This is a genomic window from Phyllobacterium calauticae, from assembly GCF_019991125.1.
GTDB classification, from domain to species: Bacteria; Pseudomonadota; Alphaproteobacteria; order Rhizobiales; family Rhizobiaceae; genus Phyllobacterium; species Phyllobacterium calauticae.
Window position 1 is genome coordinate 115,438 of the sequence record NZ_JAGENB010000001.1, and the last position, 15,471, is coordinate 130,908.

The following is a 15,471-nucleotide window of genomic DNA, read 5'->3' on the forward strand; positions in this document are numbered from 1 at the left end:
TCTTGTCTGCAGGCAACGCAATGCCGGACAAGGAGATGACTGATGAAAGCCCGATTGATTCCCTATAGCTACGCCATCATGAAGCCAATGCTTGACATGGAGGACGCCGTTGTCAAAAGCGGCCTCGAACACAGCCTGATCGAACTGGTCAAGATGCGCGCCTCGCAGGTCAATGGCTGCGCCTACTGCCTCGACATGCATTCGAAGGATGCGATCAAGCATGGTGAGACGGTGCAGCGCCTCGTGCTGCTTGATGCCTGGCGGGAATCGCCGCTTTATAGCGACCGTGAGCGCGCCGCGCTCGGTTGGACCGAGGCACTGACACTGGTTGCGCAAACCCATGCGGACGACCGCGACTTTGAGCCCCTCAAGGCGCAGTTCACCGAAGAGGAGATCGTCAAACTGACCATGCTGATCGTGACCATCAACGCCTGGAACCGGATTTCCATCGGCTTCCGCTCCGTCCATCCGGCAGACAAAGCCCGTGCAGCCTGACGCAACGGAAACATTCAACCGCCTCCGGCCCCGGCTGATCCGCATTGCCTACCGCATGCTTGGTTCAGTCGCGGAGGCGGAAGACATCGTGCAGGAAGGTTTCATCCGCTGGCACCAGGCCGACCGGTCGCAGGTGCGCAGCGCGGAAGCCTTCCTTGTGCGCACCATATCGCGGCTTTGCCTCGATCATCTGAAATCGGCGCGCGTGCGGCGGGAGACCTATGTGGGAAGCTGGCTGCCCGAGCCGATCTTCGACCCCAGCGAGGAGGAAACCGACAATGATATCACCCTCACCCTGATGATGGCGCTGGAACGGCTGTCGCCGCTCGAACGCGCGGCCTTCCTGCTGCATGATGTGTTCGGCCAGGATTTCAATCAGGTATCGGAAGCCATCGGCCGCGATCCGGCAACCTGCCGCCAGCTTGCCAGCCGCGCCCGTACCCATGTGCAGCAGGCAAAACCGCGTTTTCCCGTGTCCGACACGCATGGCAGGACTATTGCGACGGCCTTCTTCAATGCTTCGCGCAGCGGCGACATGCAGGCCCTGCAGGCGCTGCTCGCCGAGGATGTCACGCTCTACACCGATGGCGGCGGCATTCGTCCTTCGGCGATCAATCCCGTCTATACACAGGACAAGGTGTCGCGTTTCTTTGCCGGTATTGCGCGCCACGCCGAATACCGCAAACCGCCACTGTTGCGTCAGGGGCTGATCGATGGCCTTCCCGGCTATGTCACCCGCGAAGCCGACGGCCTGCTCCAGACCACCGCCCTCGCAATCGAGGACGGAAAGATCAAGGCGATCTACATCGTGCGCAACCCGGAGAAGCTGGGCCGTATCGCCGTCGCCAATTGATCTGCGGCAGCAGGGGCGATCCCCTGCGCGCCTTATCGCGCGGTTTTCAACGCGCTGTCGATGATCGCCGACATCTGGGCCACCGAAAGCGCGCCGACATATTTCCTGCCGTTGACGAAGAATGTCGGCGTGCCGGTGACGCCGAACTCCTTCAGTGCACGTTCCCGGACGGCGTTCACCTTGTTAAGGAGTGCCTGGTCGGCCAGGCAGGATTTGAATTCCTGTTCCGACAGCCCCGCCAGCTTGGACGTCTGCTGCAGATAGCCCATGATATCCCTGGTCTCGATCCACTGCCGCTGATGCCCGAACAGCGTTTCGATGAAGGGATAATAGCGCTCCTTGGTCACGCAGCGCGCCAGCATGAAAATGCCCGTGGAGCGCGGCTCCAGCGGCAATTCGCGAAAGATGAGCTTCGCCTTGCCGGTGCTGATGTATTTCTGTTTGATGACGGGCAGCGTCTGCGCGGTGAAATCCGCGCAATGCGAGCAGGCCATGGAAGCGTATTCAACGATGGTCACGGGCGCATCGACATTGCCGAGGATCATGTCGTCCAGCGGCCCCGACTGCATGAGTTTCGCCACATCCACCGTGCCGACGGGTTCCGGCACGGCTTCACCGGCAGCCATCGCCGGGATAACCATGGAAATGGCGGCGGCAGCAGACATCAGCAAGGTATCACGGCGGTTTGGCATTGGAATTCTCTCTCAATCAGCATTTAAAGCAGGCACCTGTCTACATCAGCATCCGTGACTTTTTCATGGAGTATCGTTTGCCGGAGCAAATACCCGTTGATCATTTGCGAGTTGACCGGCCGGAAAGCTGCGCTCACCATGGGGTTCACCTCTCACCCCACGGAATCATCCCATGCCAGAATTCACGATGTATCAGGTCGATGCCTTCACCAGCGCGCTTTTCCGCGGCAATCCGGCCGCTGTTCTGGTGCTGGACGACTGGCTGCCCGAGGCAATCATGCAGAACATTGCCGCCGAGAACAATCTGGCGGAGACGGCATTCGTGCGGCCCAACGGCAGGGGATGGGACCTGCGCTGGTTCACCCCGGTGCACGAGGCGCCGTTCTGCGGCCACGCCACGCTGGCAACCTCGCACGTGCTCGCGCATGAGCTGGGCATTGACGGCCAGCTGGTGTTTGAGACGCAGGTCGGCACATTGCGCGTCGATCGCAGCAATGACGGCTACCAGCTTGATTTTCCGAGTTTTCCGCCTGAGATCCTGACCGAAATTCCAGCGCCGTTGAGGGCCATCTCCGGCACGGGCGAGGTCAAGGCTTTCCGCAATTTCGAGAATATGTTCGTCGAGCTTGCCGATGAACAGGCGGTTCTGGATTTCGTGCCCGATCTGCCCGCAATCCTGAAACTCGATCCCTTAAGCCTTGTGATCACGGCAAAGGGAGATATGCACGATTTCGTCTCGCGCTACTTTGCGCCGCTCGCCGGCATTCCGGAAGATCCGGTCACAGGCTCCATTCACGCGACGCTGGTGCCCTACTGGGCGCAGAAGCTGGGCAAGCCGAACCTTTCCGCCTTCCAGCGCTCCAGCCGCGGCGGGCACCTCCTGTGCGAGCTGAAAGGCGACCGCGTTCTCATTTCAGGATCGGCGGTCACCTTCATGAAGGCACAGATTTACCTGCCCTGACCGAGCGCCTCGCCAAACAGTACCGGCTCGCCCTGCGACGGCGTGACGATTTCGCCGTCCCACATGACCTTGATGCCGCGCACGATGGTGCCGACAGGCCAGCCGGTGACGATCCTGCCGTCATAGGGTGTCCAGCCGGCTTTGGAGCCGACCTGCGCATTGGTGATGGTTTCGCGCCGCTTCATGTCGACGACGGTCAGATCCGCGTCATAACCGACGGCGATGCGGCCCTTGCGCGCCATGCCGAAGAGGCGGTTGGGGCCGTGCGAGCTCAGGTCGACAAAGCGTTCAATCGACAGGCGCCCGGCATTGACATGATCCAGCATGATCGGCACCAGCGTCTGCACGCCGGTCATGCCCGACGGCGATGCCGGATAGGGTTTTGACTTTTCTTCCAGCGTGTGCGGCGCATGGTCGGAACCGAGCACGTCGACAATGCCCTGCCCGATACCCTTCCAGATGCCGTCGCGGTGGCGCGCATCGCGCACCGGCGGGTTCATCTGGATGAGCGTTCCCAGCGTGGCATACTGGCTGGCATCGAGGGTCAGATGGTGCGGGGTGGCCTCACAGCTGGCCACATCCCTGTGCCCGGCGAGGAAATCGATTTCTTCCGCCGTGGAAATATGCAGGACATGGATGCGCGCGCCGGTTTGGCGGGCGATGCGCACAAGCCGCTCGGTGCACTGGAGCGCGGCGATTTCATCGCGCCACACCGGGTGCGAGGCGGGATCGCCGGCAATGCGATAGCTCTCGCGTTCGCGCAGGCGGAACTCGTCCTCGGAGTGGAAGGCGGCGCGGCGGCGGGTGTTGCGCAGAATGGAAGCCACGCCTTCGTCATCCTCGACCAGAAGATCGCCGGTGGACGAACCCATGAACACCTTGATGCCCGCGGCGCCGGGCAGACGTTCCAGTTCGGCCACGTCTTTCGCATTGTCGCGCGTGCCGCCAACCCAGAAGGCGAAATCGCAATGCATGCGGTGATTGCCGCGCCGCACCTTGTCTTCCAGCGTTTCCGCCGAAGTGGTCAGAGGCTTGGTATTGGGCATTTCGAAGACGGCAGTGACACCGCCGAGGACGGCCGAGCGCGAACCGCTTTCCAGATCTTCCTTGTGCTCGAGGCCGGGTTCGCGGAAATGCACCTGGCTGTCGACAACGCCGGGCAGAATGTGCAGGCCGGTCGCATCGATCACCTCGCCGGCAGAGGCACTGCCGAGATTGCCGATGGCGGCAATGCGGCCATCGGTGATGCCGATGTCGCGCAATCCGACACCATCCTGATTGACAACCATTCCGCTTCTGAAAATCGTATCGAACGTCTGAGCCATCTGCTTTCCATTCCTGCCTTGCGAACCCTTCCCTTGCGGCTTACGTAACGGGGACAGCAAAGGCAAGGGTGATATGATGCCATCGGCAAACTTAAGCGGCAGAGCGATTCTCGACATAACCGGAGACGATGCGGAAAAGTTCCTGCAGAACCTGATCACCACCGATCTCGACACCCTCAGTAAAGGCGATCTCAAACCCGGCGCGCTGCTGAGCCCGCAGGGCAAAATCCTGTTCGAGTTCCTTGTCTCGCGGTCAGCGGAAGGTCTCGTACTCGATACGCTGCACACCTCGGTCGCCGATCTCCAGAAAAGGCTGACGCTCTACAAGCTGCGTGCCAAGGCGCAAATTACCCTGCGGCCTGAATCGGTTATCCGGGTTTCATGGCAAAATGAGTCAGGCACTTCAGGTGATGATTCAAGCCAGCACGACCGCCGCTTTCCCGATGCCTTGAATGTCCGCCGCCAGTATGGCGGGGAAACCGCGCCGACGGCGGATGAATCGCAATGGATGGCGCTGCGCATTGCCCACGGCGTGGCGGAAGCACCCTTTGACTATGCGCTTGGCGATGCGTTCCCGCATGATGTCAATCTCGACCAGACCTCCGGTGTGTCCTTCAAGAAAGGCTGCTTCATCGGCCAGGAGGTGGTCTCGCGCATGCAGCACCGCGGCACGGCGCGCCGACGCATTCTCATTGCCTCGGGCGATGCCGCCCTGCCTGAAACGGGTACGGCCATCACTGCGAACGGGCGCGAGCTCGGCACGCTCGGCAGCGTCGTCGGCAATGCCGGGCTGGCGCTGGTGCGCATCGACCGTGTCAAGGACGCCATGGATGCGGGCACGCCGATCCTGTCAGGAGATGCGGTTCTTACCCTTGCCATTCCGCCCGAACACCGCTTTACATTTCCCGTGACGACCGAAGGGGCCTGAGCGGGAGAATCCATGCCGAAACCGGCAGCAGCCAAAACCAAGCAGACCAACGAAACGCGGGCTTGGCAGCGCATGCTGTCCGGCCGCAGGCTGGATCTGCTTGACCCCTCGCCGCTCGACATTGAAATCGAGGATATTGCACAGGGTCTGTCACGTGTGGCGCGCTGGAACGGCCAGACCGTCGGCGACCATGCCTATTCGGTGGCGCAGCATTCCCTGCTGGTCGAGCACATCTTCGGCCTGATCGTTCCCGACGCCAGCACCGAGCACCGGCTGGCGGCACTTTTGCACGATGCACCGGAATATGTGATCGGCGACATGATCTCACCGTTCAAGGCGGTGGTGGGCGGCGATTACAAGAGCGTCGAGCTGCGCCTGCAGCAGGCCATCCACCTGCGCTTTTCCCTGCCGCCAAGCATATCGCAAAGTCTGCGCGGCCTGATCAAACGCGCCGATGCCGTCGCCGCCTATTTCGAGGCGACGCGGCTTGCCGGTTTTGCCGAGAAGGAGGCCGTGCGTTTCTTCGGGCGGCCGCGCGGAATCGACCCGCAATGTCTCGACTTGACGGCCATGGCCACCCAGAATGCGCAGAATGCCTTTTTGCAGCGTTTTGCTGTATTGGAATCACATCGCGCCAGCAAGACATAGAGGCCAGCCATGCCGCATATCATCGTCACTCCCCTTTCCCGGCTTGCCGAAACGGCAACACGGTCCGGCGCACGGGACATGGTGACCCTGATCAACATGGGCACCCCGGTTGAACGGCCCGCTGAAATCGCCGAAGCACGCCACCTGTTTCTCGGCTTCAACGATATTGTCGAACCGGCTGACGGCATGACGCCGCCGGGTGCCGAGCACGTGCATAGCCTGATCGCCTTCGGCCAGAACTGGGATCGCCAGACACCGCTGCTCGTGCATTGCTATGCGGGTATCTCGCGCTCAACGGCCGGGGCCTATATCACCGCGCTGGCGCTCAACCCCGCGCTTGACGAGGTCTGGCTCGCCCAGACCCTGCGCCGGAACGCGCCTTCCGCCACGCCCAACAGCAGGCTGGTTGCCCTCGGCGACGACATCCTTGGCCGCAAGGGGCGCATGGTCGATGCGATCAAGGCGATCGGGCGCGGCGAGGACGCATTTGAAGGCACCCCCTTCATCCTGCCGCTCGCGGTCCAGCCATGACAACCACCGGTGCGCCCAACGCCGTCGAAATCAACCTGAGCGCCGCCATCGCCGCGGTTGCTGACAACGATCCGCTGATCCTGACGACACCGGCCAGCGACGATGCGCAGCGCGACGAGCTGCCGTTCGGACCGTTCAATCCGCTGGCCCACCGCACATTCGAGACAGGCCTGCGCGAATGGGTGGCGGAGCAGACCCCCTTGCGCCTCGGCTATGTCGAGCAGCTCTACACATTCGGCGACCGCGGGCGGCACAAGACGGCCGAGGACCGTGACCTGCACATCGTCTCCGTCGGTTATCTCGCACTGACCCGGATCACCGATGACAACCGGGAAGCCCTGCGCAAATCCGGCGCACGCTGGCGCAGCTGGTATTCGTTCCTGCCGTGGGAGGACTGGCGCGGCGGCAAGCCCGCCATGATCGATGACACCATTCGCCCGGCGCTGTGCCAGTGGGCCGAACAGGGCAACTCGCATGCGCGCCTGAGCCGGTTCCGGTTGGCCTTCGGCGACGAGGGCATCGCCTGGGACGAGGAACGCGTGCTGGAGCGCTATGAACTGCTCTACGAGGCGGGTCTCGTCACCGAGGCCGTGCGCGACGGGCGCGCCGACCCGCCTGCCCTGACAGGCAATCTCGGCCTGCCCATGAGTTTCGATCACCGCCGCATTCTGGCGACGGCGATTTCACGCCTGCGCGCCAAGCTGAAGTACCGGCCCGTGGTTTTCGAGCTGATGCCGCCGACCTTCACGCTCACCGCCCTGCAGGAAACCGTGGAGGCCATTTCCGGCCGCCACCTGCACAAGCAGAATTTCCGCCGTCTGGTGGAAGGGACGGAACTGGTCGAGCCGACCGGGGCCGAACAGACACAGGCGCGCGGCCGCCCCGCTGCGCTTTACCGGTTCCGGCACAATGTGCTGGAGGAGCGCAGCGTCGCGGGCCTGCGGGTCGGCGGGCGCGGATAGGGAGGGGATATGACCGACAAACCCAGTGCCGTGAACGCCGAAGGCATTTCGGAACCGTTCGCCGTGGAAAGCGTGCCGTGGCAGGACTGGTCGGAAGGCAGCCGTTACGGCTCGCGTTTCCGCTATCTCTCTGCCTTCGGCGGTGCCAGCCATGTCGGCGTTGCGATGGAGGAGCTGGCGCCTGGCATGGAGTCCAGCCTCAACCATTATCACATGCTGGAGGAGGAACAGGCGCTGATCGTGGCGGGTGAAATGACCCTGAAGCTCGGCGGCAAGACCTATCGGGTCAAAACCGGCGATTACGTCTGTTTTCCCGCCGGCCAGAAGGCCGGGCATTCCTTCTACAACCACAGCAACGAGCCTTGCCGCTTCCTCATCATCGGCGAGAAGAACCCGCATGACGTCATCGTCTATCCGGAAACCGGCCGGGTCAGCGTCCGCCTGACCGGCGAAGGCTATGACAAGTCGGCCACGATGGAATATTGGCAGGGCGCGGATATGGAGCGGAAGGGGTAAGCGCCAGCGTCATATCCTACCAACGTAGAATTGACTGATTGGCTCGATCCAGACAGACTTTCAAAGGTTAAAGATACCTAAGGAGCTTTGATCGACACCGTGCCTCATCCAAATCGTTGCCCGTTTCATCCCGGCACGCTGCTTGATGACATCATTCCGGCAACCGGAAAGACCAAGGCGGAGATTGCCCGGCTTCTGGGAATATCGCGCCAACATTTCTATGACATTATCGATGGGCGCAAGCCGGTGTCCCCTGCCGTGGCGGCGCGCCTTGGCAAGGCTTTCGGCGATGGTGCAGCGGTATGGCTGCGGATGCAGGCAGCATATGACGCCTGGCATGCGGAGCGCGAAGTTGACGTCAGCAAAATTCCGACGATCCGCGCTGCATAACCTTACTTCAGGAGATATACGTTCTCATCACCTGGAAATGCCCGTGAGCGGACATCATCCGCATAGGCCTTTACCGCCGCGTCGATGCCGGCGCCGACCGTACCGTAAACTTTGACGAATTTGGGCGGCTTGGGGTTGTAACCCAGCATGTCTTCCAGCACGAGAATCTGCCCGTCGCATTCTTTCGACCCGCCGATGCCGATGGTCGGAATGGGGATTTCCCGGGAAATCTCGGCGGCGAGCGGCTCGACGATGCCTTCGAGCACCACCGAAAACGCACCGGCATCGCTGACCGCCTTGGCATCCGCCTTGATCAGCGGCCACAGCGCCGTGTCGCGCCCTTGCGTCTTGAAGCCGCCGAGCGTGTTGATCGACTGCGGCGTCAGGCCGATATGCGCCATCACCGGAATGCCGCGTTCGGTGAGAAAACGGATGGTCTCGGCCATGCGAACGCCGCCTTCGATCTTGATGGCGCCGCAGCCGGTTTCCTGCATCACCCGTGCCGCATTGCGGAACGCCGCAGCGGGGCTTTCCTCGTAACTGCCGAAGGGCATGTCGACGACGACCATGCCGCGTTTTGAGCCACGCACGACAGCCTTGCCGTGCATGATCATCATGTCGAGCGACACGCCGAGCGTGGAGTCCATAGCGTAGAGCACCATGCCGAGACTGTCGCCGACGAGGAGAATATCGGCGTGATTGTCGACGATGCGGGCCGTGTTGGCGTGATAGGAGGTCAGCGCCACGATGGGTTCGCCGCCCTTGCGTGCACGGATTTCCGGCGCCGTAACCCGGCGAATGACGATTTCCTGGCTCATCTGGATGCGCTCCCCTCGCGTTGTTGTCAGCCGATCACGCGCTGGTCGATCAGCCGCACCTTGCCGAAGCGCACCGTGAGCAGGATGACCACGGGCTGTTTGAATTTACCCGAGACAGGATCGAGCGTCTGGGCGTCGCGGATATCGACAGCTTCGACGTCGCCCTGCTTTTCCGTTTCCAGCATCGTGCGCACCGCATTGCGGATGGCCGCCACCGAACGCTGCCCTTTTGCCACCATTGCATCGGCAAGATCGAGCGAGCGCGGCAGGATCGCCGCCGCCTTGCGATGTTCCGGCGTCAGCATGGCATTGCGCGAGGAGCAGGCGACGCCATCCGCTTCGCGCACCGTTGCCACGCCGGTGATGACGATGGGCATGTCGAGATCGGCGACCATGCGGCGGATGATCGTCAGTTGCTGATAATCCTTCTCGCCGAAGAAGGCGTGGTCCGGCTGCACGATGTTGAACAGTTTCGTCACCACCGTGCTGACGCCACGGAAATGGCCGGGCCTGATCTTGCCGATCAGAATGCGCGAGAGAACCGGATTTTCAACGATGGTGTGGGCGCCCGTCCGGTAGATTTCGGCCACCTCCGGCGTGAAGACATAATCGACGCCTTCAGCTTTCAGCTTGGCGAGATCACCGGCCATGTCCCGGGGATAGCTGGACAGGTCCTCGTTGGGCCCGAACTGGGTCGGATTGACGAAGATGGACACAGCCGTCACATCGCAGGCGGCGCGCGCGTGACGCACCAGCGTCATGTGGCCGATATGCAGATAGCCCATGGTCGGCACGAGACCGATGCTTTTACCCTTCAATCGTTCCGCCTTGAGGGCGGCGCGCAGCTCGGCGATGGTGGCGATGACTTTCATTTCAGTTCTATGTCCAGTCCGATATCCAGCGTTGGCGCTGCCATGGTGATCTTAGAGGTCGAGATGTAGTCGACGCCGGTTTCTGCGATGGCCTTGATCGTATCAAACGCAATATTGCCCGATGCTTCAAGCCTGGCGCGGCCTGCGTTTATTTTCACTGCCTTTTCAAGCAGTTCCGGCCCCATATTATCAAGAAGAATCACATCGGCATTGACGGACAATGCCTCATCGAACTGATCAAGGCCATCCACCTCCACCTCGATCTTGACGAGATGTCCGGCATAGGCCCGCGCCGCCAGAATGGCCTTGGCGACACCGCCCGCAACGGCAATGTGGTTGTCCTTGATCAGGATCGCGTCATCAAGGCCGAAGCGGTGGTTGGAACCGCCGCCGCACTTCACCGCATATTTGGCGAAAGTCCGCATGCCGGGGATGGTCTTGCGCGTGTCGCACACCCTGGCATGGGTATGGGCGATCAGGTCGGCAAAGCGGGCGGTATAGCTGGAGATTCCGCTCAGATGCATGAGGAAATTGAGCGCCACGCGCTCGGCCGACAGGATGGCGCGGGCATTGCCTTCGACAATGGCGATGATGTCGCCGGGTTTCACCCGCACGCCGTCCTTGACCAGGGCGGTGAATGTCACGTCAGGATTGATCAGGATGAAGGCCTTGCGGGCAAATTCCATGCCGCAGATCACGCCGGCCTCGCGGCTGGACAGAACAGCCTTGGCGGTCGCCTCCTCGGGAAGCGTGGCATTGGTGGTGAGATCACCGGCGCGCCCGAGATCTTCGAGCAGGGCGGCGCGCACGGCGTCGTCGATCAGCAGTCCCGGCAATGATGGGGGAAACGCCTTCTGCGCTACGGTTGCTTTTTGAGACATATTCATCTGCTTTCTCCGCCTGCGCCTAGGCGCGTTCCATCATGTCGCCGACATAGGCCTGCGCATCGTCCAGTGTCAGGAATGTCCGGTGCTGCCATTCCCGGCGTTTTTCGGGAAAATCGGTGCGGAAATGGCCGCCGCGGCTTTCCTCGCGGCGCAAGGCACTGACCGCCACCAGCTTGGCGGTGGCCAGCACATTGCGGAATGCCGGATCGCGGTTGGTCCGTTCAAGGGCGAGAATGGCCTTCAGCCCGGCGAGCATGTCCTCGCCATTGCGGATCACCCCGAAGCTGGCGCTCATGGTTTTGCGCAGCGTCGCCATGGCGGGACTGTCGCCTTCGCTCTGCAGGTCATCGCGGTCGACCGATCCGGCAGACCAGTTATCGACCGGCTTCACGCCGTCCCTGCCGATTTTGGCGGCGATGCGGGCAGAGAACACGACTGCCTCCAACAGCGAATTGGATGCGAGGCGGTTGGCGCCGTGGGCACCCGTGGAGGTGCATTCGCCGCAGGCCCACAAGCCGTCAATCGAGGTGTGCCCGTCGGCATCGGTGAGGATACCGCCCATGAAATAGTGGGCGGCGGGAATAACGGGGATGGGCTGGGTCACGGGATCGATGCCGGCATCGCGGCAATAGCGGTACACCGTCGGAAACTCCTCGGGGAACGCCGCGCCGACCGCCGTGGTGCAGTCGAGCCAGGCGCCCCGCCCCGCCATGACTTCGGCATAGATGCCGCGCGCCACCACATCGCGCGGGGCAAGTTCGCCATCGCTGTCGATTTTCAGCATGAAACGCTCGCCATCGCGGTTGATCAGTGTCGCGCCATGGCCGCGCAATGCTTCGGTTGCCAGCGGCGCCGGGTCCTTGTGCACATCGAGCGCCGTCGGGTGAAACTGCACGAACTCCATATCGGCCATCATGGCACCCGCACGGGCGGCCATGCCGATGCCCTCGCCGCGCGCCTCGGACGGGTTGGTGGTGACCGCATAGAGATGACCGATGCCGCCCGTGGCGATGACGACGGAGCGCGAAGCCAGCTGCAGCCTTTCGCCCCGGCCCGCGTCGGCGCGGGCAATCACCCCGGTCACAGCGCCTTTTTCCGTGGTGATGTCTTCCACCACATAGCCTTCCATCACGCGGATGGACGGGGTGTTCTCGACGGTGTGCACCAGCGCCTGCATGATGGCGCGGCCCGCCATGTCGCCGCGCACGCGGACAATGCGGCTTTCCGAATGGGCCGCCTCGCGCGACACCTGCAGCTTGCCTTCCAGATCGCGGTCGAACGGCACGCCATAGCCAAGCAGGTCGTGCACGCGGGCAGCGGCTTCCATTGCCATCAGCCGTGCAATGCTTTCGTCCACGATGCCGTCGCCGGCGGCCATCGTGTCGGCCACATGCTTGTCCGTCGTATCGCCCTCGGAGACGGCGGCGGCTATGCCCGCCTGCGCCCAGGCCGAGGAAGCACCGCGGCCGATGGGTGCGGCCGCGAGAATGGTTACGGGACGCGGCGCCAGTTTCAGCGCGCAAAACAGGCCGGCCAGACCGCCGCCGATAATGATCACCGGCTCAACCGGCGCCGGGGCCTTGGAGAATGGTACGCTCATCGGAATTACCCCCTGTTGCCCAGCCGGGCCGTTGGGTTGAAGGTCAGTTCTTGAGGTTCACCATGCGCTCGACGGCAAGACGGGCACGTTCGGCAACCAGCGGATCGACGTGAATTTCCTCACGCATGTAGACGAGGCTTTCCAGAATGTTCGGCAACGTGATGCGCTTCATGTGCGGGCACAGGTTGCACGGCTTGATGAACTTCACCTCGGGCACCTCCGACTCGATGTTCGACGCCATCGAGCATTCCGTGACGAGAAGCACCTTTGCAGGCTTGCGGTCCTTCACGTAATTGATCATGCCGCTGGTGGAGCCGGTATAATCGGCGATGGCCACGACTTCCGGCGGGCATTCCGGATGGGCAATGATCTGGATATCCGGGTCGGCAACCCTGTAAGCCAGAAGCTCATCGGCGGTGAAGCGCTCATGCACTTCGCAATGGCCCTTCCAGGTGAGGATCTTGACATCCGTCTGGGCGGCGACGTTCTGCGCCAGGAATTCGTCGGGAATGCACAGAACCCGGTCAACGCCAAAGCTCTCGACCACCTGAACGGCATTGGCCGAGGTGCAGCAGATATCGCTTTCCGCCTTCACCTCGGCCGAGGTGTTGACATAGGTGACGATCGGCACGCCCGGATAGGTTTCCCGCAGCAGGCGGACATCGGCGCCGGTGATGGATTCAGCCAGCGAGCAGCCGGCTCGCATATCCGGAATGAGAACGGTTTTCTGCGGGTTCAGCAGTTTCGAGGTCTCGGCCATGAAATGCACGCCGCACTGGACGATGATTTCCGCGTCGACACGCGTGGCTTCGCGGGCCAGCTGCAGGGAGTCGCCGACAATATCGGCGACGCAATGGAAAATTTCCGGCGTCTGGTAATTATGCGCGAGAATGACGGCATTGCGCTGCTTCTTCACCCGGTTGATCGCCGCCACATAGGGCGCGTAAACCGGCCATTCGATGCGGGGAATATGATGCGCAACCCGCTGGTAGAGGTGTTCGGTTTCCGCCGCCACTTCCGGGGTGAAAGACAGGTCCGGCATGTTGAGAACGCCGAAACGCTCCGCTGCGGATGGGCCGGCGATAGGGCCATTTACGGTGCGCGCAGTGCTGGTCATCGTCTTTTCCTCCAAGGGCAACCTCCTCAGATTGCCTGCTGCCGATCATTTATACTCAATATGAGCATATTTGTGATCAAAAGAAAAACGGCAAGGCCGTCGCTGAATACATAGGCCAATATTTCCACGGCTTCAAGGGGCAGATTTTCAACAATCGGCTAAAGATTGCGGGAGGAATGAAGGCGCCGAAGACAATCCGGCGCGGGTTTTCCCTGTGTCAGGCATGACGTGCGAGCCGATGGAAACGCCCGGCTTGAGGGCATTTCCCCGATTTATTTCAGAGGGTTAGTACGTGGTTCCCCGGTGGCGGTAATAGTTGCGGTCCTGCCGGTCGCGTTTGGCCGGGCTGTCGCCACCCAGGCGCGGCGAGCAATCGGTGAATATTTTCGCGTTGATATCCGTTGGCCGGTCGCAAAAGACCAGCGGGCTGACCCGGCCCGAATTGGCGCAACCGGCCAGGGTAATGGTGGCCAAAGCCAGAAGTGGCAGAAGAAATCGCATCGGGAAAACCTTTGTCTGTATGTGCGGCGGGAACGGAAGGACCCATAACGTATCAATTGCGTTGATGTGCCAATTCACATCTATTCAATTGATTGAGAGTACAAATAGGATAATTCTCTTCTGGATTTAAGGGGAGAGACCATGATTCAATCGCGCGCAGCAAAGCCCGCGGGCTTACCGTGGCTGATCATCACCGCCGGTTGTCTCATCGCGGTCATGACATTCGGCCCACGCTCTGCCATGGGTCTTTTCCAGTTGCCGCTGCTGCATGACAAGGGCTGGGACCGCACCACATTCGGCATGGCCATCGCCCTGCAGAATCTGTTCTGGGGTATCGGCCAGCCCTTCTTCGGCGCCATCGCCGACAAGTTCGGCACATGGCGGGTCCTGCTGATGTCGGCGATCCTCTACAGCGCCGGGCTGATCCTGATGGCATGGGCTTCCTCACCCGGCATGCTCTATATCGGCGGCGGCCTGCTCGTCGGCCTCGGCATCGCCTCCGGTTCCTTTGGAACGATCCTTTCCGCGTTTGCCCGCAATGTTTCGGCCGAAAAACGCACCTTCGTCTTCGGCCTCGGCACCGCAGCGGGTTCCGCCGGCATGTTCGTGTTTTCGCCGCTCAGTCTCGCGCTGATCGAGCGTTTCGGCTGGTCCGATGCGCTGGTCTATCTCGGCATCGCCATGCTGATCGTGCCGCTTCTCGCCATCCCGCTGCGCGGCAATTCCACCAGCGGGCGCGTGAGCGAGGCACAGTACAAGCAATCCATGGGCGAAGCCCTGCGCGAAGCGCTCGGCCACAGGAGTTATGTGCTGCTGACGACAGGCTTTTTCGTCTGCGGCTTCCAGCTGGCGTTCATCACCGCGCATTTTCCCGCCTATATCAGCGATATCGGCATCGATGCCAAATATGCGGTGCTGGCGCTGGCCCTGATCGGCTTTTTCAACGTGATCGGTTCGCTGGCATCCGGCGTCATCAGCCAGCGTTACTCCAAGCCGAAATTCCTCGCCTATCTCTATATCGGCCGCTCGGTGCTGGTGGCGGCGTTCCTGCTGCTGCCGCAGACCGGCGCATCCGTCGTGGTATTTGCCATCGTGATGGGGCTGATGTGGCTTTCAACCGTGCCGCCGACCAATGCGCTGGTCGCTATCATGTTCGGCACGCGCTATCTCGGCATGCTCGGCGGTATCGTGTTCTTTTCGCACCAGGTCGGTTCATTCCTCGGCGTCTGGCTGGGCGGCTATCTCTACGATCACTTCGGCAACTACAACCCTGTGTGGTGGCTGAGTGTCGTCCTGGGGATTTTCGCCGCCATCGTACATTGGCCGATTGAAGAGCGCCAGGCGGACCGCCCCGCCCTGCAACCGGCCGAATAGA

18 protein-coding genes are annotated in these 15,471 nt (G+C 61.8%); 10 read left to right on the forward strand and 8 right to left on the reverse strand.

Translation table 11 applies throughout. The features are described 5' to 3' along the window. Positions 1-42: 42 nt before the first annotated feature. Together J1W56_RS00730 and J1W56_RS00735 are read left to right on the forward strand one after the other, a co-directional pair. The gene (locus tag J1W56_RS00730) at positions 43-495 is read left to right on the forward strand and encodes a carboxymuconolactone decarboxylase family protein (protein WP_223611272.1); all 453 of its coding nucleotides are present in this window, start codon (positions 43-45) and stop codon (positions 493-495) included. Between the two features lie 55 nt (positions 496-550). Next, a complete protein-coding gene (locus tag J1W56_RS00735; protein WP_319025518.1) occupies positions 551-1,348 on the forward strand; it encodes a sigma-70 family RNA polymerase sigma factor in 798 nt (265 codons plus the stop codon). Between the two features lie 32 nt (positions 1,349-1,380). Here the strand turns inward: J1W56_RS00735 and J1W56_RS00740 are convergent, their stop codons facing one another. Then, positions 1,381-2,040, reverse strand: a complete 660-nt coding sequence (locus tag J1W56_RS00740; protein WP_223611274.1) for a DsbA family protein — start codon at positions 2,038-2,040, stop codon at positions 1,381-1,383. Between the two features lie 172 nt (positions 2,041-2,212). Here J1W56_RS00740 and J1W56_RS00745 point away from each other — a divergent pair, with 172 nt between their 5' ends. Beyond that, the gene (locus J1W56_RS00745) at positions 2,213-3,001 is read left to right on the forward strand and encodes a PhzF family phenazine biosynthesis protein (protein ID WP_223611275.1); all 789 of its coding nucleotides are present in this window, start codon (positions 2,213-2,215) and stop codon (positions 2,999-3,001) included. Here J1W56_RS00745 and J1W56_RS00750 read toward each other — a convergent pair. Continuing rightward, the gene (locus J1W56_RS00750) at positions 2,989-4,326 is read right to left on the reverse strand and encodes a dihydroorotase (RefSeq protein ID WP_223611276.1); all 1,338 of its coding nucleotides are present in this window, start codon (positions 4,324-4,326) and stop codon (positions 2,989-2,991) included. The two genes, J1W56_RS00745 and J1W56_RS00750, sit on opposite strands and share 13 nt — an antisense overlap. A 76-nt stretch (positions 4,327-4,402) precedes the next feature. Here J1W56_RS00750 and ygfZ point away from each other — a divergent pair, with 76 nt between their 5' ends. From ygfZ to J1W56_RS00780, 6 genes are all read left to right on the forward strand, one after another. Beyond that, positions 4,403-5,254 (forward strand): CAF17-like 4Fe-4S cluster assembly/insertion protein YgfZ, encoded by an 852-nt coding sequence (ygfZ, locus tag J1W56_RS00755; protein ID WP_223611277.1) that lies wholly within the window; start codon positions 4,403-4,405, stop codon positions 5,252-5,254. A 12-nt stretch (positions 5,255-5,266) separates the two neighbouring features. After that, a complete protein-coding gene (locus J1W56_RS00760) occupies positions 5,267-5,902 on the forward strand; it encodes an HD domain-containing protein (RefSeq protein WP_223611278.1) in 636 nt (211 codons plus the stop codon). A 9-nt stretch (positions 5,903-5,911) separates the two neighbouring features. Continuing rightward, positions 5,912-6,433 (forward strand): tyrosine phosphatase family protein, encoded by a 522-nt coding sequence (locus J1W56_RS00765; protein WP_223611279.1) that lies wholly within the window; start codon positions 5,912-5,914, stop codon positions 6,431-6,433. Next, positions 6,430-7,395, forward strand: coding sequence for an NUDIX hydrolase (locus tag J1W56_RS00770; protein ID WP_223611280.1), 966 nt, complete (start codon positions 6,430-6,432; stop codon positions 7,393-7,395). The genes J1W56_RS00765 and J1W56_RS00770 overlap by 4 nt, the downstream gene beginning before the upstream one ends. 9 nt (positions 7,396-7,404) lie before the next feature. Then, a complete protein-coding gene (locus J1W56_RS00775) occupies positions 7,405-7,911 on the forward strand; it encodes a cupin domain-containing protein (RefSeq protein ID WP_223611281.1) in 507 nt (168 codons plus the stop codon). A 99-nt stretch (positions 7,912-8,010) separates the two neighbouring features. Then, on the forward strand, positions 8,011-8,301 hold the full coding sequence (locus J1W56_RS00780; protein ID WP_223611282.1) for a HigA family addiction module antitoxin: 291 nt from the start codon (positions 8,011-8,013) through the stop codon (positions 8,299-8,301). 2 nt (positions 8,302-8,303) lie between these two features. Here J1W56_RS00780 and panB read toward each other — a convergent pair whose 3' ends face one another. The 6 genes from panB to J1W56_RS00810 form a co-directional block, all read right to left on the reverse strand. After that, positions 8,304-9,119, reverse strand: coding sequence for a 3-methyl-2-oxobutanoate hydroxymethyltransferase (panB, locus tag J1W56_RS00785; RefSeq protein ID WP_223611283.1), 816 nt, complete (start codon positions 9,117-9,119; stop codon positions 8,304-8,306). Positions 9,120-9,145: 26 nt separating this feature from the next. Then, positions 9,146-9,991 (reverse strand): pantoate--beta-alanine ligase, encoded by an 846-nt coding sequence (gene panC, locus J1W56_RS00790; RefSeq protein WP_223611284.1) that lies wholly within the window; start codon positions 9,989-9,991, stop codon positions 9,146-9,148. Further along, positions 9,988-10,872 carry a carboxylating nicotinate-nucleotide diphosphorylase gene (nadC, locus tag J1W56_RS00795; RefSeq protein WP_223611285.1) on the reverse strand — a complete coding sequence of 295 codons (885 nt, stop codon included), beginning with the start codon at positions 10,870-10,872 and terminating at the stop codon, positions 9,988-9,990. Before nadC ends, panC begins: the two co-directional genes overlap by 4 nt. 25 nt (positions 10,873-10,897) lie before the next feature. Then, positions 10,898-12,478, reverse strand: coding sequence for an L-aspartate oxidase (locus J1W56_RS00800; RefSeq protein WP_223611286.1), 1,581 nt, complete (start codon positions 12,476-12,478; stop codon positions 10,898-10,900). Between the two features lie 43 nt (positions 12,479-12,521). Then, on the reverse strand, positions 12,522-13,595 hold the full coding sequence (gene nadA, locus J1W56_RS00805) for a quinolinate synthase NadA (RefSeq protein WP_223611287.1): 1,074 nt from the start codon (positions 13,593-13,595) through the stop codon (positions 12,522-12,524). 285 nt (positions 13,596-13,880) lie between these two features. Then, complete coding sequence (locus J1W56_RS00810; protein ID WP_223611288.1) at positions 13,881-14,096, reverse strand: hypothetical protein; 216 nt, start codon at positions 14,094-14,096, stop codon at positions 13,881-13,883. 141 nt (positions 14,097-14,237) lie between these two features. Here J1W56_RS00810 and J1W56_RS00815 point away from each other — a divergent pair, with 141 nt between their 5' ends. Next, positions 14,238-15,470 carry an MFS transporter gene (locus J1W56_RS00815; RefSeq protein WP_223611289.1) on the forward strand — a complete coding sequence of 411 codons (1,233 nt, stop codon included), beginning with the start codon at positions 14,238-14,240 and terminating at the stop codon, positions 15,468-15,470. Position 15,471: the final 1 nt, after the last annotated feature.

Bases quoted from the DNA above. Each gene is read 5' to 3' on its own strand.
- J1W56_RS00730 (WP_223611272.1), top strand. From the start codon at position 43: ATGAAAGCCCGATTGATTCCCTATAGCTACGCCATCATGAAGCCAATG.
- J1W56_RS00735 (WP_319025518.1), top strand. From the start codon at position 551: ATGCTTGGTTCAGTCGCGGAGGCGGAAGACATCGTGCAGGAAGGTTTC.
- J1W56_RS00740 (WP_223611274.1), bottom strand. From the start codon at position 2,040: ATGCCAAACCGCCGTGATACCTTGCTGATGTCTGCTGCCGCCGCCATT.
- J1W56_RS00745 (WP_223611275.1), top strand. From the start codon at position 2,213: ATGCCAGAATTCACGATGTATCAGGTCGATGCCTTCACCAGCGCGCTT.
- J1W56_RS00750 (WP_223611276.1), bottom strand. From the start codon at position 4,326: ATGGCTCAGACGTTCGATACGATTTTCAGAAGCGGAATGGTTGTCAAT.
- ygfZ (WP_223611277.1), top strand. From the start codon at position 4,403: ATGCCATCGGCAAACTTAAGCGGCAGAGCGATTCTCGACATAACCGGA.
- J1W56_RS00760 (WP_223611278.1), top strand. From the start codon at position 5,267: ATGCCGAAACCGGCAGCAGCCAAAACCAAGCAGACCAACGAAACGCGG.
- J1W56_RS00765 (WP_223611279.1), top strand. From the start codon at position 5,912: ATGCCGCATATCATCGTCACTCCCCTTTCCCGGCTTGCCGAAACGGCA.
- J1W56_RS00770 (WP_223611280.1), top strand. From the start codon at position 6,430: ATGACAACCACCGGTGCGCCCAACGCCGTCGAAATCAACCTGAGCGCC.
- J1W56_RS00775 (WP_223611281.1), top strand. From the start codon at position 7,405: ATGACCGACAAACCCAGTGCCGTGAACGCCGAAGGCATTTCGGAACCG.
- panB (WP_223611283.1), bottom strand. From the start codon at position 9,119: ATGAGCCAGGAAATCGTCATTCGCCGGGTTACGGCGCCGGAAATCCGT.
- panC (WP_223611284.1), bottom strand. From the start codon at position 9,991: ATGAAAGTCATCGCCACCATCGCCGAGCTGCGCGCCGCCCTCAAGGCG.
- nadC (WP_223611285.1), bottom strand. From the start codon at position 10,872: ATGTCTCAAAAAGCAACCGTAGCGCAGAAGGCGTTTCCCCCATCATTG.
- J1W56_RS00800 (WP_223611286.1), bottom strand. From the start codon at position 12,478: ATGAGCGTACCATTCTCCAAGGCCCCGGCGCCGGTTGAGCCGGTGATC.
- nadA (WP_223611287.1), bottom strand. From the start codon at position 13,595: ATGACCAGCACTGCGCGCACCGTAAATGGCCCTATCGCCGGCCCATCC.
- J1W56_RS00810 (WP_223611288.1), bottom strand. From the start codon at position 14,096: ATGCGATTTCTTCTGCCACTTCTGGCTTTGGCCACCATTACCCTGGCC.
- J1W56_RS00815 (WP_223611289.1), top strand. From the start codon at position 14,238: ATGATTCAATCGCGCGCAGCAAAGCCCGCGGGCTTACCGTGGCTGATC.